Below are 20872 nucleotides of genomic sequence, written 5' to 3' on the forward strand. Positions count from 1 at the left end.
GCCCTTGCGTTTGAAGTAAAATGTACTTGCGTTTTAACTGAAACGCACTTACGTTTTATCTTAAATGCACTTGCGTTTTGAGTCAAACGTCCTTGCGTTTTGGAGGAAGCACAAGGACGCCTGAGAATGTTTGCTTTCTGGGGGTTAAGCGAGTTGCAGAAAGTCTGCGATTTCTTCCGGATTTTCCACCAACAGGTCAGGCTGAAATGCCTCTAATTCGTTTTTCGGACGGAATCCCCAGCATACGCCTATGGTAGTCACTCCTGCATTAAGTCCTGTTTGCATGTCTACTCCTGAATCACCGATGTAGACCACCTCCTCTTTCTGTACGCCACTTATTCCTATGATTTCATGAATGACTTGCGGGTCGGGCTTAGTTGGTACGTTTTCCCGCTGTCCGAATACGGCTGTAAAATGGATGGAGGGAAAGTATTGGCGGATAAGTTTCTCTGTCGCTTCCTGATACTTGTTGGAAGCAACGGCTACCTGAATGTGTTGCTCCTGAAGTTGGGTGAGCAGTTGCTCAATACCGGGGTAGGGGCGACTTAAATCTGCATTGTGCAGGTTGTAGTAAGGTACAAATTGGGAACGTATGCGCAGCACATTCTCCGGTGTCCTTTCCGATTCAGGAAGAGCTCTTTCGAACAGCTTGTTGATGCCGTTTCCCACGAAAAAACGATAAGCGTCCGTGTCATGTGTGGGATAACCGAACTGATTCAGCGCGTAATTAGTAGCCGCTGCCAGGTCGGCAATGGTGTTTAGTAAAGTTCCGTCCAGGTCAAAAATTACAAGTCTTTTCATATCGCGTTAGTCTTTGGTGTAAATGGATTCCACTCCCGTTTCCTGGCATTCAGCCCCCATGGGAGGATTCTGTTTGAACAAGGCTATTTTGATTTCCGTGATTTGTGGGAAATCGTGAAACAGTCGTCCGGCAATGCGCTGGATGACATGCTCCAGCAGCTGGGAAGGGATTTTCATTTCTTCTTTCACGGCCTCGAACACTTCAGCATAGTTGATGGTATAGTTCAGGTCGTCGGTTTGGGAAGCCCGGCTGAAGTCGGTTTTCAACCGCAGGTTGAGGGTGTATTCGGCACCTACCTTGTTTTCCTGTGGAAGTACCCCGTGGAAAGCGAAAAGCTTCAGTCCCTTCAAATGAATATACATGTCACTTTGTTTCATCTTTTTTATGAATAAGAGAGGCATGAATCGTATGATTACTGAATTTCAGAAACCCGTACGATTCATGCCTGCGCATTTATAAAATATGTATTTCGTCGGCGATTATCCGCAACGTGAAGAACCGCATGTCTTACAAATCAGACAGCCTTCCTGATATACCAGTGTTTCATGGCCGCAGTTCGGGCATTTCACGCCTTTGGCCTCGGTACCATCCTGTACGTATTTCTTCAGTGCTCTTTCCACACCGTTTTTCCAGGTGTTGATGTTTTCACTGTCGAGTTGCAGAGAACCTACCAGTTTGATAACCTGTTCGATAGGCATTCTCCAGCGGAGTACTCCTGAAATCAGTTTGGCGTAGTTCCAGTATTCCTTGTTGAACTTTTCAGAAAGGCCTTCAATGGTCATCTTATAGCCACGCTTGTTTTCGAACTGGAAGTCATAATGCTTGGTTCCGTCCTCATCGTAGCTCTTGATGATACGTCCGCTGGTGACAGATTTCGGTAATACGATACCTTCTTCATCATCCTGCAGACCGGTAAAGATTTCGTAAGGTCTTCCGTCGAGCAAGCCTACGAATGCCACCCATTTTTCCTTGTTGTTCTGGAATCGTACTACATCAGCTTCCAGCACTTTCGGGCGTACCTCTACCACCTGAGGCGGTTTGCAACGGCATTCTTCCTCTTCTTCTTTCTTGTCTTTTTTCTTGGTAGAAATCAGCACTCCGGCACGTGAACCGTCACGGTATACCGTACATCCCTTACATCCTGAACGCCATGCTTCCACATACAACTGGTTGACGAGGTCTTCGCTTACGTTGTTGGGCAGGTTGATGGTCACACTGATAGAGTGGTCCACCCATTTCTGGATACGTCCTTGCATCTTCACTTTCATCAGCCAGTCCACATCGTTTGAGGTGGCTCTGTAATAGGGTGATTTTGCTACCAGCTCGTCAATCTCTTCCTGCGTGTAACGTTTGTCCGGATCGTATCCGTTGATTTTCATCCAGGTGAGGAATTTGTGGTGGAATACCACGTATTCTTCGAATGCATCTCCTGTTTCGTCTACAAAGTCTACGTGTACATTCGCATCGTTCGGGTTTACTTTGCGGCGGCGTTTGTACACAGGCATAAATACCGGTTCGATACCGGAAGTAGTCTGTGTCATCAAGCTGGTAGTTCCTGTCGGAGCAATGGTCAAGCAGGCAATGTTTCTTCTACCGTATTTTTTCATTTCTTCGTACAGTTCCGGGTCAGCTTCTTTCAGGCGGTTGATGAACGGGTTGTTCTTTTCACGTTCTGCGTCGTAGATTTCGAAAGCACCACGTTCTTTGGCCATGTTTACAGATGAACGGTAAGCCTCCAATGCGATTGTCTTGTGAACTTTCTCAGAGAATTCAGTAGCTTCTTCCGTACCATAACGCAATCCCATAGCTGCCAGCATGTCACCTTCTGCAGTGATACCTACACCCGTACGGCGTCCCAGTCCTGATTTGTGGTAAATTTTCTCCCACAAGTGACGTTCGCTTCCTTTTACTTCCATGCTCTCAGGGTCAGAGTCAATCTTTTCAAGGATGCGTTCAATCTTTTCCAATTCCAGATCGATGATATCATCCATGATGCGCTGAGCCAGTGCTACATGTTTCTTGAATAAATCAAAGTCGAAGTATGCTTCCGGTGTAAAAGGATTTACTACGTATGAGTACAAGTTGATGGCCAGCAGGCGGCATGAATCGTACGGACACAATGGAATTTCACCGCATGGATTGGTAGATACCGTACGGAAGCCTAAGTCTGCATAGCAGTCGGGCACAGATTCACGGATAATTGTATCCCAGAACAATACACCCGGTTCGGCAGATTTCCATGCGTTGTGTACGATTTTTTTCCATAGAGCTGACGCATCTATTTCTTTTGAAACCATCGGGTTGGGTGAATCTATCGGGTACTGCTGGGTATAAGGCTTTCCTTCTACAGCAGCTTGCATGAATTCGTCGTCTAATTTTACAGAGACGTTGGCTCCGGTTACCTTTCCTTCGGTCATTTTGGCATCGATGAAAGATTCAGAGTCCGGATGCTTGATGGATACGCTCAGCATCAGGGCACCACGGCGTCCGTCTTGTGCTACTTCACGGGTAGAATTAGAATAGCGCTCCATGAAAGGAACAAGACCCGTTGAAGTCAGAGCTGAGTTTTTTACCGGAGAACCTTTCGGACGGATGTGTGACAAGTCATGTCCTACACCACCACGTCGCTTCATCAGCTGTACCTGCTCTTCGTCGATGCGGATAATAGCTCCGTATGAGTCAGCGCTTCCGTCAAGTCCGATTACAAAGCAGTTTGATAATGAAGCAATCTGGTAGTCATTTCCAATTCCGGTCATCGGGCTTCCCTGAGGAACGATGTACTTGAAATGGTCAAGCAAATCAAAAAGTTCTTGAGAACTGAGAGCATTAGGATATTTAGCCTCTACGCGGGCTACTTCATTGGCAATTCGCCAATGCATATCCTCTGGCGATTTTTCATAGATGTTTCCAAATGAGTCTTTCACCGCGTATTTGTTTACCCAAACACGTGCGGCCAACTCGTCTCCTTTGAAATACTCCAATGAAGCGTTGTAGGCTTCATCGTAGCTGTACGTTTTTTTTTCCACGGTTGTTATATGAATAAGTTTGTTTTCAATAAAAATAGTAAAGGTGTAGAAAGTTTGCTTTTATTGCTAACAAACGTCTGCAAATCTAAAGATGTTTTTTTAATTGGCAAAATAAAAAAGAAATAAGTTATTAACAATGTGGATGGTTTTCTGTTTTTATTTTTTATTGTATTGATAATTAATTGTTTGTGGAATTTGTAAATCTGAAAAGTTTTCCAAAACGGGAAACATGCTTGAAATATGCGTGTTTCTTGCTTGAGAATGAAGTAGGGATATTCAAGGATTCTTGTTACCTTTGTGTAGTATCATATAAAGCCTATATATTATGGAATCAATAAAGAACAGACGGACCATTCGTAAATACAAGCAGGATGATGTGCCTGCCGCTTTACTGAATGAATTGTTGGAGGAGTCTTTCCGTGCTTCTACGATGGGAAATATGCAGTTGTATAGTGTGGTGGTAACCCGGAATGCAGAAATGAAATCGCGTTTGGCACCGGCTCATTTTAATCAGCCAATGGTTACTTCAGCCCCTGTAGTGCTCACTTTCTGTGCCGATTTTAACCGCTTCAGTAAATGGTGTGAACAGCGCAAGGCGGTACCGGGGTATAATAATTTTATTTCTTTCTTGAATGCGGCTACGGATGCGCTGTTGGTGACACAGAACTTCTGTACGTTAGCAGAGGAAGCCGGATTGGGAATTTGTTATTTGGGAACTACCATTTATAATCCGGATCAGATTATTGATTTGCTGGAGCTCCCAGAGCTGGTTGTTCCTGTAGCAACGATTACTGTTGGTTATCCGGATGAGTGCCCTGAACAGCCGGACCGCTTACCTGTGCAGGGGATTATTCATGAAGAAAAGTATCAGGATTACACACCTTCCATGATTGACCAGATTTATGCTTATAAGGAAGCGTTGCCGGAGAACAAGCATTTTGTCGAAATCAATCATACCGAGACATTGGCTCAAATCTTTACGGACATCCGCTATAAGAAGGCTGATAATGAATTTATGTCTGAAGGTTTGAAGAAGGTGCTGAAGCGTCAGGGATTTGATAAGTGATTATAGTTGATAGTTGAAAGATAATAAAAATGGCGGCTGGAACTCCAGTCGCCATTTTTATTATCTTGTGCGAAGACTCATTTCAATTTCTTCGATTTCTGCCTTAAATGATTTGTCTACGTCTACCTGATCTTTCACAATCTTGCATGCGTGCAATACGGTAGCATGGTCTTTGTTTCCGATGAGCTGACCAATTTTGGAGGAAGACGTATCGGTATGCTTCTTGGCCAGATACATTGCCACTTGTCTCACCTGCACTACTTCCCGTTTACGGGTTTTGGTATGGATGGCTGTTTCATCTATCTTGTAATGCTCGCATACTTTGGCAATGATATCGCTTACCGTCATCGGTTTGCTTTCTGCGCACTTCACAGCCTTTCTGACGATGCGTTGAGCCAAATCCAAGTCGATTTCCCGTTTGAACAAAATAGACTGTGCCAATAATGAGTTGACGATACCTTCCAGTTCACGTACGCTTTCGTTCACGCTTTCTGCGATGTAGCCGATGACAGATTCCGGAATGGTCAGTCCGTCGCGTTTTATCTTATTACGCAAGATGTTTTTCCGCAATTCAATATCCGGTTTTTCCAATTCCGCTACCAGTCCCCATTTGAAACGGGTCAGCAATCGTTCCTCCATTCCTTGAAGCATCACAGGGGCACGGTCTGAAGTCAGAATCAGCTGTTTTCCGTTCTGGTGAAGATGGTTGAAAATATGGAAGAATGTATTCTGCGTTTTGGTTACTCCGGCAAACTCCTGAATATCATCAATGATGAGCACGTCGATAGTTTGGTAGAAGCTGATGAAATCATTGAAGTGGTTTGTACGTACTGAGTCTGTATACTGCACCTGGAAAAGGTGAGCAGATACATACAATACGCGTTTTTCCGGATATAATTCCTTGATACGGGTTCCGATGGCATTGATAAGATGAGTCTTACCCACACCTGATGGACCGTAGATGAATAACGGGTTGAAGGTACGTGCTGGATTCTGTGCTACAGTTTCCGCTACCGTTCTCGAAAATTCATTGCTATTTCCTTTGATGAAATTCTCAAAGTTATAGTTCGGGTTCAAATGCGGATCCAAATCCTGTGGAGCCGGAGCTTGCAGAGGATTGGGTGCTTTATTCCCATTGTAAACAGGAGCCTGTTCTGGCAATGCAGAAGAACGTTTGGTTCCTTCTATATTAACAGTGATATGGTTTGTCTTATCTGTCAGGATAGAATACATCAACTCCGTGCCTTCACCTATTTCTTTATAGATGGCGGCGCGCAGCAGTCCCACATATTTTTCTTCCAGATATTCATAGAAGAAAGGGCTGGGGACGCCGATTGTCAATGCCTTTTCCGTAGCTTCATATTTTAAAGGTACGATAGGCTCAAACCATGTTTTAAAAGCCGTAGCATTTACATTGTCTTTAATGAAAGAGAGGCAACGATTCCACAATGCAACGGCTTGGTTATGTTCAATCATACGTGCGTTGTTATTAATAAAGCGAAACTTCTACGCTTGCAAATTTCGTAATCAAATTTCAGAAAAACAAATGGCTTTTTCCTTGCTTTTTATTTTAATAAATTAAGGGGTTGATAAATAGGAGGTTACAAAGTTGTTAAATTATTGATAAAATGAATTTGACTTGCTTTTTAGTAATCTCTTATTTTTCAGTTATTTAACTTTGCCTATATGTAAGGCTACATACTACTCTATTTTGTCGTTTCCCTTTGAAAATCATAAGGTTGCATTCTTATAAGAAAATGTATCTTTAGAGCTTTGCTATTTAGAATATTTCTATATAGTAACCTGTTCGTAATATTTTATGCTTAGAAATGGTGCTCTGTTTAAGGAGACAAAAAAGAAGGCATAAACTGGATATGCCTTCTTTTATCTGTTTGATTTATATGTGTTTATTTATCTTTCTTTCCGAAGAGTGAGAAGTGTACATAACGTTTCGGATGCTCTTGCAGGTCTTTAAGAAGTGAGGCTGCATTGGCAGATGTAGCGTTAAGGTTCTTATACAGTGCATCATCATTCAACAGCAATCCGATAGAGTTATCCTTGCTGCCTAACTTTTCGGTCAGCAGGTGTACATTCTGAAGGGTGGAGTCTACTTTTTGGAAAGTAGCTGCATAGTCAATTCCTTTCAAGTTTTCACTGATACCTTTCAGGTTTTCAGTGATAGCGGTTACGTTGCTTGTCAGTTGAGGGATGTCTTTGCTCATCAGTCCATGAAGCTGTACGCTGGTCGCATTAAGTGATGCTGTCAGCTTTTCTGCGTTGTGTAGCGTTTGTTTTAATGACGGGTCAGCTAACAACTGGTTTAGTGAACTCAGGATAGAGTCCAGCTTCGGCATCATCTGTTCTACCTTCGGGAGCAAGTCTTTCTCTGCTTTTCCCAGGATACCGGTATTGGCAGTTCCTTCAATGGTATCTCCCGGGTTCAGGAAGGTGGTTGACTCATATTGCAGCATCATGTTCATCTTAACGGTTCCCAGCATTTCTGTCACCAATTCAGCTTTACTTCCTGTGGGGATACGCAAGTCCTGATCTACTTCAATGCCCACAATGACATGTCCGGGATGCTGATGGTCGTATTGCAAGTCGCGTACGATACCTATTTTATAACCATTGGCAAATACAGGGCTTGATTGAGCCAGTCCATTCACATCGGTAAAGTCTACGTAATAGTAACTTTCCGGTTTGAACATGCTGATTCCTTTCAGGTAGTTGATGCCGAAAAAAAGAATCAGTAATGCTCCGATTCCTGCTAATCCGATTTTTACTTCTTTCTTCATATATATTCTTTCTCTTTTGTTATCTGTTTTGTTTGAATTCTCGTATTGCTTGGTTGATGTTCATTTTTACCCCGTCTTTAAAGGCAATAATAAACGCATCCTTAAATTTACTGTCTACTTTACTTCTTTTCAAGCGGAGTATCTTGTTGTAGTTTGTATCTGAACCGTATGTGTATTTTATGATACCTTTTTCTTTATAACTGTCTACAGGAGAAAGTCCTTTGAACTGTTTGCTCTTGGGTGAAAGCTTACGGTCGGAAGTTAATATCTGTATTTTGAATACAGGCTTTCCCGCAGGGCTCACTTCATTGCTTCGCGAAGCAGCTTGTTTTGCGGGTGTGGTAGTCACTTCTGATGCTTCTACTTCTGGCGTATCTGGAGTTTCCATTGGAGGAGCAGCATTTTCAACAGCCATCAGTCGGGTGCTTCCCGCAACTTTTTCTCCTTTATAATTCAGAAATGCCCGATAGATACTTTGTGCCAGTGTAGAACTACCTTGCTCAGACAATAGGAATGATTCTTCTGTGGGATTAGTGATATATCCAAGTTCTATCAGCACACTGGGCATCGATGTGGCGCGTAGTACCAGAAATCCGGCCTGATGTACTCCTTTGTTGGTACGGTTGGCATTCCGGAAACACCGTTGCACTGCTGTTGCGAAATTGACACTTTGTGCCATGTTCTTGTCTTGCAGAAATTCGAATATGATGTAACTTTCTGCTGAGTTCGGGTTGAATCCGGCATAACGCTGTTTATAGTCATCTTCGATGAGAATTACCGCATTTTCTTTCTTGGCTACTTCCAGATTCTCTTCTGTTCGGTGAAGACCAAGGGTATAGGTTTCAGTACCGCTAACCTTGCTGCTTCTTGAAGCTATTGAATTGGTGTGGATAGAAATAAAGAGGTCAGCTTTGGCGTCATTCGCAATTTCAGCCCTTCTATGCAGCGGAATAAACACATCTTTTTCGCGTGTGTATACAACCTTTGTGTCCGGACAGTTTTGTTTGATGAGCCGTCCCAGTTTTAGAGCTACACTCAAGTTGATGTTTTTTTCCTTGCCTCTTCTGCCTACTGCTCCAGGGTCGTGTCCCCCGTGTCCGGCGTCAATTACGACGGTGAATTTTGTTTCCGCAGCGTATGTCTGTGGAAACAAGCTGAAGGTCAGTAACAAGCTTGTTGCAAAAAACAGTATGTGGAATATTCTCTTCTGCATAATTAAAATAACGGGGCAAAGTTAATATTTTTTTGTCGACTTGTTTTCTGTTGCTTCAAGAATTCTTCTATAGCTGTAATAATTGCTATAAAAACCGAAAAATAAGCAGGTCTTTGTTTTAAAATTTCTACATTTGTGTAATTCGTAAAACAGAAAGGAGTAATTTATGACATTAATTGATGGAAAAGCTGTTTCAGAACAGGTGAAACAGGAAATTGCTGCCGAAGTGGCTGAGATTGTAGCCAAGGGAGGGAAGCGTCCTCATTTAGCTGCCATTTTAGTCGGACATGACGGAGGTAGTGAAACTTACGTAGCTGCAAAGGTCAAGGCTTGTGAAGTATGCGGATTCAAATCAACTTTGATTCGCTACGAGTCAGATGTGACAGAAGAAGAACTTCTGGCAAAGGTACAGGAACTGAATGCTGATCCCGATGTGGACGGTTTTATCGTACAGCTTCCGTTGCCTGCTCATATCTCCGAGCAAAAAGTTATTGAAACGATAGACTATCGTAAAGACGTCGACGGTTTCCATCCTATCAATGTTGGACGTTTGTCGATTGGTCTTCCTTGTTATATCTCTGCAACGCCTAATGGTATTATGGAGCTGCTGCGTCGTTATCAGATTGAGACAAAAGGTAAGAAGTGCGTTATTTTAGGGCGAAGCAACATTGTTGGAAAACCAATGGCTATGCTGATGATGCAGAAAGCGTGTCCGGGGGATGCCACAGTAACCGTATGTCACAGCCGGAGCAAGGATTTGGTGAAGGAATGTCAGGAAGCCGATATTCTGATAGCTGCCATGGGACAACCTAACTTTGTGACAGCCGACATGGTGAAGGAAGGAGCTGTTGTGATTGATGTAGGTACCACACGTGTGCCCGATGCCACTAAAAAATCCGGTTTTAAATTGACGGGTGATGTGAAGTTTGACGAAGTAGCTCCGAAGTGCTCTTACATTACGCCGGTACCGGGTGGGGTAGGTCCTATGACCATTGTTTCATTGATGAAAAATACGCTGTTGGCTGGGAAAAAAGCAATATATTGAGAAAATAGAAGATTTTTTTGAAGAAAAGTTTGCAGATTCAGAAAAATCCTCTACCTTTGCATCGCTTTTGAGAAGGAAGCCAACATGGTGACTATAGTTCAGTTGGTTAGAGCGTCAGATTGTGGTTCTGAATGTCGTGGGTTCGAGTCCCACTAGTCACCCTTTCTTTAAAAGCGATTTTTCATACCAACATGGTGACTATAGTTCAGTTGGTTAGAGCGTCAGATTGTGGTTCTGAATGTCGTGGGTTCGAGTCCCACTAGTCACCCGTTTAAGAATTGAAAGTCCTGCAGTTTTGCGGGACTTTTTTATTTCTCTATGGTTTTGTTTGTATACAAAAAATGCGCTATCAGACCTTCACAGGCGGATAGCGCAAGCTACAATACAAAATACAAATACAACTAAACGAGATTTTGTGCTAAAAATTAAAGCATTCAAAGATATGAATAAAAATTATCTTTTGTTCATGTTTGCTTTAAATTTTAATTATCCTTAATATTCAGACTATTCCCTGAGCCATCATGGCGTGAGCCACTTTCATAAATCCGGCAATGTTTGCACCCTTCACATAATTGATGTATCCATCGCTTTCCTTACCGTATTTCACGCATTGTTCATGAATGTTGTGCATAATCAGATGAAGCTTTTCATCTACTTCCTGAGCAGTCCAGCTCAAATGCATGGCGTTCTGACTCATTTCAAGACCGGAAGTAGCTACACCACCTGCATTGACAGCCTTTCCAGGAGCATACATCATCTTATGTTCGATAAATGCGTCAATAGCCTCCGGTGTACATCCCATGTTGGAAATTTCTCCTACGCAGAGCACTTGGTTCTTGATCAGGTTCTGTGCATCCTCGCCGTTCAATTCGTTCTGGGTAGCACATGGCAGTGCGATGTCTACTTTTACTTCCCACGGACGACGTCCCGGTACGAAAGTAGAGCCAGGGAATTTTTCAGCGTATGGAGCCACGATATCGTTACCCGATGCACGCAGTTCGAGCATATAGTCAATCTTTTCTCCGCTGATACCTTCCGGGTCATAAATATAACCGTCCGGTCCGGAGATGGTAACTACCTTTGCTCCCAATTGAGTAGCTTTGGTGGCAGCTCCCCATGCCACATTACCGAATCCGGAGATGGCTACTGTCTTTCCTTTTATTTCGATGCCCTTTTCGTCGAGCATGTGTTTTACGAAATACAAGCCGCCGAAGCCCGTAGCTTCCGGACGAATCAGTGAACCTCCGAATTCAAGTCCCTTGCCGGTAAATGTACCTGTAAATTCGCGGGTCAGTTTCTTGTACATGCCGAACATGTAACCTACTTCACGTCCGCCTACACCAATATCACCAGCCGGAACATCCATATCCGGTCCTAAATGACGCCACAATTCCAGCATGAAAGCCTGGCAGAAGCGCATGATTTCTGCATTGCTCTTGCCGCGTGGAGAGAAATCAGAACCACCTTTACCGCCACCCATCGGCAGGGTAGTCAAAGCATTCTTGAATGTCTGTTCAAATCCTAGGAATTTCAAGATAGACAAGTTCACGGAAGCGTGGAAGCGGATACCTCCCTTGTACGGGCCAATGGCATTGTTGAACTGTACGCGGTAGCCTAAGTTTGTCTGCACTTCGCCTTTGTCGTCTACCCATGTCACACGGAATGTGAAAATACGGTCCGGATCTACCAGCCGTTCAATGATTTTTGCCTTTTCAAATTCGGGGTGTTGATTGTAAATATCTTCGATAGAAAGCAATACTTCCCTGACTGCCTGAAGGTACTCAGATTCACCTGGATGCTTGGCTTCCAGTGATGACATGATTTTGTTAATGTCCATAATCAAATAATTTAAGGTCTGACAAAATGAAATATTTTGTATATGCAAAGATAGGAAAATACCTGTATAGTCAAAGAGTTTTACCCGAAAATTTGAGCGTTGGATTGAATTTTGTTAGTTTTTTATCAACTCTCAAGAAAGATTTGCAAAAATCGTGTGAAATTCCGAATTTTGTTTCTGTAATATAAGCTTTAAAAGAAGATACCATGCTCACCAAACTAAGAATTAAACTCCGTCAGCTGTATTTCAAGGATACGCAGTTTGCCAATCTGATGACAAAGCGTATATTCAACGTATTGTTGGTGGCCAACCCTTACGATGCGTTCATGCTGGAAGATGACGGTCGCATTGACGAAAAGATTTTCAATGAATATATGAACCTGAGTTTGCGCTATCCTCCTCGTTTCACGCAGGTCTCTACGGCAGAAGAAACCTGGGAACAGTTGCGCAACACCATGTTCGACCTGGTTATCTGTATGCCGGGCTCTGACAATAGCGATACCTTCGACATTGCCCGCGATATTAAAAAGGAATATCCGCATCTTCCGCTGGTGGTATTGACACCTTTCTCGCATGGCATCAAGGAACGAATGGAGCATGAAGACCTGAGCATCTTCGAGTATGTGTTCTGCTGGCTGGGAAACACCGATTTGCTGGTGTCCATCATCAAGCTGATAGAAGACAAGATGAACCTGGAGCATGATATTAAGGAAGTCGGCGTACAGATGATCATGTTGGTGGAAGATTCCATCCGCTTCTATTCCTCCGTATTGCCCAACCTCTATAAGTTCGTTCTCCGCCAGAGCCAGGAGTTTGCTACGGAAGCTTTGAACGAGCACCAGCGTACCCTTCGTATGCGTGGACGCCCTAAAATCGTATTGGCCCGTTCCTATGAGGAAGCCACGGAACTATATAATAAGTATCAGAATAACGTGCTCGGTATTATTTCCGATGCTCGTTTCCCTCACGATGGTGTCAACGACCCGCAGGCTGGTGTAACCCTGCTGCGTGAAGTCCGCAAACGCGATCCTTTTATTCCTCTTATTCTTCAGTCGGCTGAGGAAAGCAATCGCTGCTATGCTCCGGAGCTGGATGCCGTATTCATTGATAAGAACTCCAAGAAGATGAATATCGACCTTCGTGAGGCGGTGTCAGACAACTTTGGCTTTGGTGACTTTATTTTCCGTGACCCTCATACCATGAAAGAAGTGGCCCGTATTCATAACCTGAAGGAGCTGCAGAATGTGATATTTGCCATCCCTGCCGAGTCTTTCCTTTATCATATCAGCCGCAATCATATTTCGCGCTGGCTGTATTCACGTGCCATCTTCCCGGTCGCTGAATTCTTGAAGCAGATTACGTGGGAATCTCTTCAGGATATTGATGCACACCGACAGATTATTTTCGAAGCCATCGTAAAATACCGCAAGATGAAGAATCAGGGAGTGGTAGCCGTGTTCCAGCGCGACCGCTTCGACCGTTATTCCAATTTTGCCCGTATCGGTGATGGTTCGTTGGGAGGAAAGGGACGCGGTCTGGCTTTCATTGACAACATGGTAAAACGCCATACAGAGTTCGATGAGTTTGATAATGCGTCGGTCATGATTCCGAAAACCGTAGTCCTCTGTACCGATATATTCGACGAGTTCATGGACTCCAACCAGTTGTACCAGATAGCCCTGAGCGATGCGGCCGACGACGTGATTCTTCGTGCCTTCCTTCGTGCCAAGTTGCCCGACCGGCTGGTAGAGGATTTCTTTGCTTTCTTCGATGCGGTGAAGGCACCGATTGCCATCCGTTCCTCCAGTCTGTTGGAAGACTCCCATTACCAACCCTTTGCCGGAATCTATTCCACTTACATGATTCCCTATCTGGACGATAAGTACGAAATGCTCCGTATGTTAGGCGATGCCATCAAGGGAGTGTATGCTTCCGTATATTATAAGGATAGTAAAGCCTACATGCAGGCTACCAGCAACGTGATTGACCAGGAGAAAATGGCCGTCATCCTGCAGGAAGTGGTCGGCACCCAGTATGGCGACCGCTATTATCCGGCCATTTCCGGAGTAGCCCGTTCCATTAACTATTATCCGATTAATGATGAACTGGCCGAAGAAGGAACTGTCAGTCTGGCTTTGGGATTAGGAAAATACATTGTAGACGGTGGATTGACTTTGCGCGTATGTCCGTACCATCCTACACAAGTACTTCAGACCAGCGAAATGGAAATTGCCTTGCGTGAAACACAGACCCGTTTCTATGCCCTCGACTTAAAGAACTTAGGACAGAACTTCTCGCTCGATGACGGGTTCAACCTGTTGAAACTCCATGTGAAAGACGCTGAAGCCGACGGAGCTTTGAACTTCATCGCTTCTACCTACGATCCGTACGACATGGTGATACGCGATGGTATTTATCCCGGCGGCCGCAAGCTGATAACCTTTGCCAACATCCTTCAGCACGATGTCTTCCCGCTGGCCCGCATCTTGCAGTTGGCACAGAAATACGGTCAGGGCGAAATGCGCCGTCCGGTAGAAATCGAGTTTGCCGTCAATTTTGATGCCCGTACAAAGAGTGGAATCTTCTATCTGTTGCAGATACGTCCGATGGTTGATGTAAAAGCCGGACTGGATGAAGACCTGAGCGTGATTCCCGATGAACGCTTGTTGCTCAAGAGTGAAAACTCATTGGGACATGGTGTGATGGACGATATACAGGATGTGATTTATGTCAAGACAGAAGGCTATTCTGCATCCAATAACCAGTTGATATCTTACGACATTGAGAAACTCAACCGTCGTTTCCTCGATGAAGGGAAGCATTACATATTGGTCGGCCCCGGACGCTGGGGAAGCAGTGATACGTGGTTGGGCATTCCGGTGAAATGGCCCAACATTTCGGCTGCCCGTATCATCGTGGAAGCCGGACTGACTAATTATCGGGTAGACCCCAGTCAGGGAACTCACTTCTTCCAAAATCTGACTTCTTTCGGGGTGGGATACTTTACCATCAATGCCTATATGAACGATGGTATCTACAACCAGGCCTTGCTCGACAGCATGCCGGCGGTAGAAGAAACCAAATACCTGCGCTGGGTACGGTTTGAGAAACCTTTATCCGTCAAGATGGACGGAAAGAAAAAGCTCGGTGTGGTAGAGCTGCCGGAAGACTGACCGGTTTTAATCGAGAACTTATTTATTCACAGGGGCAAGCCTTGACTTGGAAAAGTCGGGACTTGCCCTAATTATTTTTAGCAAAATGAAAAATGTTTCTATCAAATTGAAATTTAGGAGATCTGTGAATCCAGAAAAAGAAGGTTCATTGATTTACCAATTGATTTACGAACGTAAGGTTTGTAGAATCACAAGTAAGTATAAAATTTTCAATCATGAATGGGATGAAGCTACAGGGCAAATACTTTTCTCCTCTTTAGATTCATCTCGTGACAGTCAGTTGGGCATGATTCGGTTCAATGTAGACTGGGAGTTACATCAACTTTGTAAAATTGTAGATACACTGGCTCTTTCAGGTCAGGAATGGACATTTTCTGATTTGACATCACATTTTAATTCGTTTATTGATAAGGATTCCAGTGTGTTTCATTTTATTCAGATGCAGATACAGCGTAAAAAACAGTTGGGTAAAGTCCGTTCCAGTGAAACCTATCAGGCTACCCTCAATAGTTTCATGTCTTTCCGTTGCGGAGTTGATTTGACTTTCGACATGATTGACTCCGAATTGATGGAACTCTATGAAGCTGAATTGCAGAACCGTGGACTGACCCGTAATACCAGTTCGTTCTATTTGCGCATACTGCGCACCAACTACAAGCTGGCTGTAGAAAAAGGGTTGACCCAGGATTGTCATCCTTTTAAGCGAGTGTATTGTGGTATAGATAAGACGGTAAAGAGAAGTTTGTCTTTTGCGAAAATCAAGCAGATCAAAGAACTGGATTTATCTTTGACCCCATCCTTGGATTTTGCCCGCGACATGTTTCTTTTCAGTTTCTGTACCCGAGGCATGTCATTTGTAGACATGGCTTATCTCAAAAAGAAAGATTTAAAGAATGGTTATCTTACTTATAGGCGGAAAAAAACCGGTCAGTTGCTGACCGTTGAATGGACTCGGCAGATGCAGGATATTATAGATAAGTACCCGATAAATCCTACCCAATACCTGCTTCCTTTAATTCTGCGTGAAGATGGTAGTGAGCGGCGCCAGTATCAGAATCAGATGATGAAGATAAACAGGCATTTAAAAGATATAGCTTCTTTGATTAAATTACCTGTTTCTTTGTCTTTGTATTATAGCCGTCATAGCTGGGCAACTATTGCGCGTGGGAAAGATATTCCATTATCCGTCATCAGTGAGGCATTGGGGCATGATTCTGAAATCACTACCCAAATTTACCTGGATTCCATAAAATCGGTGGAAGTTGATAAAGCGAATCGAAAAATCTTGAAAGATTTGTAAGTCTTTAAGAAAAAGAATATCTCCTAAGATGAGATAAGTTGCGTTTAGGAATATCCAATTGTACTTATTAACAAAGTATTATATTGGAGAGATGTGAAGGGGAAATAGTAAAACTTTTGAGTATTAACTCTATAACTGCTTGCTTTTTAGTTACTTATGATGGCCGGCAGGATTAGAGAATATGCCTTTTGTCGAACTATGGACAGCTTGCATAATAATCACCCAAACATGCAGGAAACGATGCAATCTGTAAAAGAAACAACAGAATTGCGTCAATGGTTCGTGATGCGTGATTTGAAAAGGGGAAATGCTAAACAGCCTGCCTATAAATTGCTCGGTGAATTAAAAATCAGATTTTTTACTCCGATGGTGTGGAAATTGAGAATTCGTCAGGGCAAACGTGTTCGCCAGCAGGTTCCTTTTATGCCCGATTTGTTATTCGTTTATGATTCCCGTAAAGTGCTCGATCCTCTTGTAGAACAAATCGCTACGTTGCAGTACCGTTTTATAAAAGGTGGCAACCGCCAGCCTATGACTGTAAGAAATGCAGATATGGAGCGTTTCATTAGGGCTGTCGACGCGATGAATAATCCTTGTTTTTATACTCCAGAAGAAATAAATCCGGATATGTTAGGAAAAAAGGTACGTATCGTGGGAGGCCTTTTGGATGGTTATGAGGGATGCTTGCAAAAAATGCAAGGCTCACGCATAAAACGTTTGTTTGTGGAACTTCCCAACCTTTTGACAGCGGCAGTGGAGGTTCAGCCTGAATTTATCCAAGTGTTAAGATGAAAAATTTTGCTCAATGAGAGAGCAAAATTGAGTGTGAAATTGCTCTTTTATTGAGCAAAAACGTTATCTTTGTAGAAAAAGAGAACACTATGGACAGATTACAAGATAGATTCAGTAAGCTACTTCAGGAAGTAAGTACCGATTTTCATCGCTACATGTATCATCAGATTAATTGGAATAATCGCATGATAGGATTGACCGGTCCGAGAGGAGTAGGAAAGACCATGCTTATTCTTCAGTACTTAAAGGAGAATTTGCCGCGCGAAAATTCCCTGTATGTAACAGCCGAAGACTTTTATTTCGTTGAACATCGTTTGTTGGATTTGGCGGACCTTTTTGTAAAACAGGGAGGAAAGCATCTGTTTATTGATGAAATACACCGCTACAAAGATTGGTCGAAAGAACTGAAACTGATGTACGATTATCATCCGGAATTGCAGATAGTATTTACCGGTTCTTCAGTACTCGATATTCATAAAGGAGTAGCAGATTTAAGTCGTCGTGCTTCCATGTATCACATGCAAGGACTTTCTTTCCGTGAATACCTGAATATGTTTCATGGTTATGACTTTCCTGCTTACTCATTGGATGACATATTGCAACTGAAAGTAACGATACCGGCAGGCTTTCGTCCGTTTCAGTATTTCTCTGACTATTTAAAACAAGGATATTATCCGTTTCCTAAAAACGATTATGAAAACCTGTTATTGCAGATAGTCAATGTATCCATAGAATCAGATATACCTCAATATGCAGGGATGAACGTATCCACAGCCCGTAAGTTGAAGCAACTTTTAGCAGTTATCGCAAAGAGTGTACCGTTTAAGCCCAATATCAGTAGCTTGGCCTCTGTATTGAATGTGAGCCGGAACAGTGTAGCGGATTATTGTCTTTATATCGAAGAAGCAGGTATGATAGCACAACTTCGTGATGATACTGGTGGCATTCGTGGGTTGGGCAAAGTCAATAAAATTTATCTAGACAATACAAATTTGATTTATGCGCTTGGCAGAGAAGGGGTAGAAATCGGTAATGTACGCGAAACATTCTTTTTCAATCAATTGCGAGTAAATCAGGATGTCATTACTTCCTCGGTGTCCGACTTCAAGATAGACGGATATACTTTTGAAGTAGGCGGGCGAAAGAAGGGACAGAAGCAGATAGAAGGCATAGATAATGCTTTTGTCGTAAAAGATGATATAGAATATGGGCATGGTAATGTCATCCCTCTTTGGACTTTTGGGTTCAATTATTGATTCTTATTAGCTGATGGATTCTCAACAAGAAAATACAAAACGTATTGCCAAAAACACGCTGATGCTGTATGTGCGGATGCTGTTTGGTATGCTGGTATCATTGTATACTTCTCGTATAGTGTTGCAGGCTTTGGGCGTGGAAGATTACGGTATATACAATGTGGTAGGAGGTTTTGTGTCAATGTTTTCTATGGTTTCTTCTTCTTTGTCGTCAGCTGTAAGCCGTTTTTTGACTTTCGAGTTAGGGCGGAGTGATATGGAGCAGTTGAAGAAAGTGTTTTCTACTTCCCTTTGCATCCATTTGGTGTTGGCCGCTATTATATTATTGCTTGCCGAAAGTATAGGTGTTTGGTTTTTGAATACTCACATGACTATACCGGCAGAGCGTATTTATGCCGCTAACTGGGTATTTCAGGCTTCTTTGGTTGCTTTTATGTTCGGTCTGTTTAGTGTGCCTTACCATGCTTCCATCGTAGCTCATGAGCGGATGACTGCTTTTGCCTACATCGGTATATTGGATATTATTCTGCGTTTATGCATTGTATTGTTTATTGCATATGCACCTTTCCGATTTGATCGTCTTATTGTATATTCCTTATTGTTAGTAGCAGTAGGTATTTCTATGCAGGCTATCTATTGGAACTATTGCCGCCGTCATTTCGAGGAATGTTGTTTTAGATTGAATTTTTATAAAGATTGTTGGAAGGCCATGAGTTCATTCGCAGGATGGAATTTTATTGGTTGTACGGCAGGACTTTTGAAGGATCAAGGAGTGAATGTGTTGTTGAATTTGTTTATTGGGCCTATAGTGAACGCAGCGCGAGGAATTGCCAATACCGTAAATAATGTATTATTTTCTTTTGCCGGTAATTTTATGACTGCTTTGAAGCCGCAAATTACCAAATCGTATGCAGCCGGAAATTATGATTATATGTTTTCATTAGTAGAACGTGGTTCTCGTTACTCTTATTATATTTTGTTACTATTTACATTGCCTATGTTGTTTGAAACTGAGTTTATTCTTACTTTGTGGTTGAAAGACTATCCGGAACATACCGTTAATTTTGTTCGATTAGCATTGTTAATTACTATGTGTGATATACTTTCAAATACATTGATAAATCTACAATTAGCAACCGGAAAGATTCGTAACTATCAGCTGGCGGTAGGTGGTACGTTAATGATGAATTTTCCTCTTTCCTATATTTGCTTAAAAATGAATTTTCCTCCGGAATCAGTGTTGTTCGTAGCATTAGTAGTAGCGGTATGTTGTCTGTTATTACGCTTGTTGTTTCTTCGTAAGATGGTAGGGCTTTCTATGCGTCGCTATTTATATAATGTATGTGGCAATGTTGTAGTAGTTACAGTAGTAGCTTTACTTGTTCCCGCTGTTGTCTATATGCAAATGCCAAACAATGTGGCGCGTTTCTTTACTATATGTTTGCTTTCTGTGATATGTACAATGGTTTCCATTTATTTAATTGGATGTACTGCACATGAACGGAGTTTTATTCGGGAAAAGGCGATATCTGTCCACACAAAACTGTACAAAAAAATTGATATAAACTAAATTTCAACATCTACTTATTATGTGTAAAGTATCAGTAATAGTACCTATATATAATGTAGAAAAATATATAGAAAAGTGTGTTCGTTCTCTTTTTGAGCAAACATTTGATGATATAGAATATATTTTTGTAGATGACGCAACTCCGGATAATAGTATTGAAATTTTATCAGAATTGTTATCTGTTTACCCTAATAGAGCTATAAATTGTAAAATAATACATCATAAGGAGAATAAAGGTCTTACTGGAGCCAGAAATACAGGGATATCGGTAGCCAGTGGAATGTATATAATTCATTTTGACGGTGACGATTGGGCTGAAAAGACAATGATAGAGGATATGTATAGTATGGCAGAAAGTCAAGGTGCTGATATAGTTCTTTGTGATTTTCGTATGATATATACAGATAAGATTGTTAATTATTATACTGTAGATTGGTCTGATGATAAAGTTAGTTCACTTCAAAATTACATTTGTTATCCTTGGAATGTAATATGGAATATGCTTGTAAAACATGATATTTATATGCAACATAAATTAAAATCATTGGAAGCAAATGCTGCTTATTGTGAAGATTTTAATTTGGCTGTAAAATTATTGCTCCATGCTAATAAGATTATTCATTTGAGCAAAATATTATATAATTATAATAGATTAAATATATCATCTATTATGCATAATTTGAATGAAAAAACAATGAATGATGAACAAGTTATGTATTTGGATGTAATTGATTATTTTAAAAAAGAAGGAGTGTATCAATATTATAAGAAACAGCTGTGTTGGAGGATCTTAAAAAGTAAGCAGGAATGGGTATTAAGCACCTCTACATATAATAAGTTTCTTGATTTGTATCCTGAAAGCCATAATTATATTTTGTCGTGTCCATTTTTGAATATAAAATTGAAAATTATGATGTGGTGTTTAGTTCATCATGTAGGTGTTATTTCTAAGTTTATGTTGTTATTGAGATATTTAAAAAATAGAAATCTATAATTT

The 20872-nt window shown here is 42.0% G+C and carries 15 protein-coding genes and 2 tRNA genes; 10 read left to right on the plus strand and 7 right to left on the minus strand.

The genetic code is table 11. The features are described from left to right. Window positions 1-144: 144 nt before the first annotated feature. The 3 genes from DXD04_RS02535 to DXD04_RS02545 form a co-directional block, all read right to left on the minus strand. Window positions 145-801, minus strand: a complete 657-nt coding sequence (locus tag DXD04_RS02535) for an HAD family hydrolase (RefSeq protein ID WP_117670586.1) — start codon at window positions 799-801, stop codon at window positions 145-147. 6 nt (window positions 802-807) lie between these two features. After that, window positions 808-1179 carry a dihydroneopterin aldolase gene (gene folB, locus DXD04_RS02540; RefSeq protein ID WP_117670755.1) on the minus strand — a complete coding sequence of 124 codons (372 nt, stop codon included), beginning with the start codon at window positions 1177-1179 and terminating at the stop codon, window positions 808-810. A 102-nt stretch (window positions 1180-1281) separates the two neighbouring features. Beyond that, a complete protein-coding gene (locus tag DXD04_RS02545) occupies window positions 1282-3828 on the minus strand; it encodes an adenosylcobalamin-dependent ribonucleoside-diphosphate reductase (RefSeq protein WP_117670588.1) in 2547 nt (848 codons plus the stop codon). Window positions 3829-4153: 325 nt separating this feature from the next. Between DXD04_RS02545 and DXD04_RS02550 the strand changes: the two genes are divergently transcribed. Continuing rightward, window positions 4154-4894 carry an NADPH-dependent oxidoreductase gene (locus tag DXD04_RS02550; RefSeq protein ID WP_022053589.1) on the plus strand — a complete coding sequence of 247 codons (741 nt, stop codon included), beginning with the start codon at window positions 4154-4156 and terminating at the stop codon, window positions 4892-4894. Between the two features lie 60 nt (window positions 4895-4954). Here DXD04_RS02550 and dnaA read toward each other — a convergent pair whose 3' ends face one another. The 3 genes from dnaA to DXD04_RS02565 form a co-directional block, all read right to left on the minus strand. After that, window positions 4955-6370, minus strand: a complete 1416-nt coding sequence (dnaA, locus tag DXD04_RS02555; protein ID WP_117670590.1) for a chromosomal replication initiator protein DnaA — start codon at window positions 6368-6370, stop codon at window positions 4955-4957. 431 nt (window positions 6371-6801) lie between these two features. Then, entirely contained in the window at window positions 6802-7689 is an 888-nt protein-coding gene (locus DXD04_RS02560) for an MlaD family protein (RefSeq protein WP_022053587.1), read from the minus strand. Window positions 7690-7708: 19 nt separating this feature from the next. Then, the gene (locus tag DXD04_RS02565; protein ID WP_117670592.1) at window positions 7709-8902 is read right to left on the minus strand and encodes an N-acetylmuramoyl-L-alanine amidase family protein; all 1194 of its coding nucleotides are present in this window, start codon (window positions 8900-8902) and stop codon (window positions 7709-7711) included. A 166-nt stretch (window positions 8903-9068) separates the two neighbouring features. Between DXD04_RS02565 and folD the strand changes: the two genes are divergently transcribed. The 3 genes from folD to DXD04_RS02580 all read left to right on the plus strand — a co-directional run bounded on the left by folD (window position 9069) and on the right by DXD04_RS02580 (window position 10215). Then, window positions 9069-9947 carry a bifunctional methylenetetrahydrofolate dehydrogenase/methenyltetrahydrofolate cyclohydrolase FolD gene (folD, locus tag DXD04_RS02570; RefSeq protein WP_117670594.1) on the plus strand — a complete coding sequence of 293 codons (879 nt, stop codon included), beginning with the start codon at window positions 9069-9071 and terminating at the stop codon, window positions 9945-9947. 87 nt (window positions 9948-10034) lie between these two features. After that, window positions 10035-10108: transfer RNA gene (locus tag DXD04_RS02575), tRNA-His, on the plus strand. A 33-nt stretch (window positions 10109-10141) separates the two neighbouring features. Continuing rightward, a tRNA-His gene (locus DXD04_RS02580) sits at window positions 10142-10215 on the plus strand. Window positions 10216-10446: 231 nt separating this feature from the next. Here the strand turns inward: DXD04_RS02580 and gdhA are convergent. Next, a complete protein-coding gene (gdhA, locus tag DXD04_RS02585; protein WP_117670596.1) occupies window positions 10447-11784 on the minus strand; it encodes an NADP-specific glutamate dehydrogenase in 1338 nt (445 codons plus the stop codon). A gap of 206 nt (window positions 11785-11990) precedes the next feature. Between gdhA and DXD04_RS02590 the strand changes: the two genes are divergently transcribed. The 6 genes from DXD04_RS02590 (at window position 11991) to DXD04_RS02615 (ending at window position 20869) form a co-directional block, all read left to right on the plus strand. Next, window positions 11991-14957 (plus strand): PEP/pyruvate-binding domain-containing protein, encoded by a 2967-nt coding sequence (locus DXD04_RS02590; RefSeq protein ID WP_117670597.1) that lies wholly within the window; start codon window positions 11991-11993, stop codon window positions 14955-14957. A gap of 85 nt (window positions 14958-15042) precedes the next feature. After that, window positions 15043-16257 (plus strand): site-specific integrase, encoded by a 1215-nt coding sequence (locus DXD04_RS02595; RefSeq protein WP_117670598.1) that lies wholly within the window; start codon window positions 15043-15045, stop codon window positions 16255-16257. Between the two features lie 228 nt (window positions 16258-16485). Continuing rightward, complete coding sequence (locus DXD04_RS02600; RefSeq protein ID WP_259299499.1) at window positions 16486-17049, plus strand: UpxY family transcription antiterminator; 564 nt, start codon at window positions 16486-16488, stop codon at window positions 17047-17049. Window positions 17050-17138: 89 nt separating this feature from the next. After that, on the plus strand, window positions 17139-18305 hold the full coding sequence (locus DXD04_RS02605; protein ID WP_117670599.1) for an ATP-binding protein: 1167 nt from the start codon (window positions 17139-17141) through the stop codon (window positions 18303-18305). A gap of 13 nt (window positions 18306-18318) precedes the next feature. Next, window positions 18319-19875 (plus strand): lipopolysaccharide biosynthesis protein, encoded by a 1557-nt coding sequence (locus DXD04_RS02610; protein WP_117670601.1) that lies wholly within the window; start codon window positions 18319-18321, stop codon window positions 19873-19875. 19 nt (window positions 19876-19894) lie between these two features. Then, entirely contained in the window at window positions 19895-20869 is a 975-nt protein-coding gene (locus tag DXD04_RS02615) for a glycosyltransferase family 2 protein (protein ID WP_117670603.1), read from the plus strand. Window positions 20870-20872: the final 3 nt, after the last annotated feature.

Origin of the sequence: Phocaeicola plebeius, from assembly GCF_003437535.1 — a bacterium.
In the GTDB taxonomy this organism is placed as follows: Bacteria; Bacteroidota; Bacteroidia; order Bacteroidales; family Bacteroidaceae; genus Phocaeicola; species Phocaeicola plebeius_A.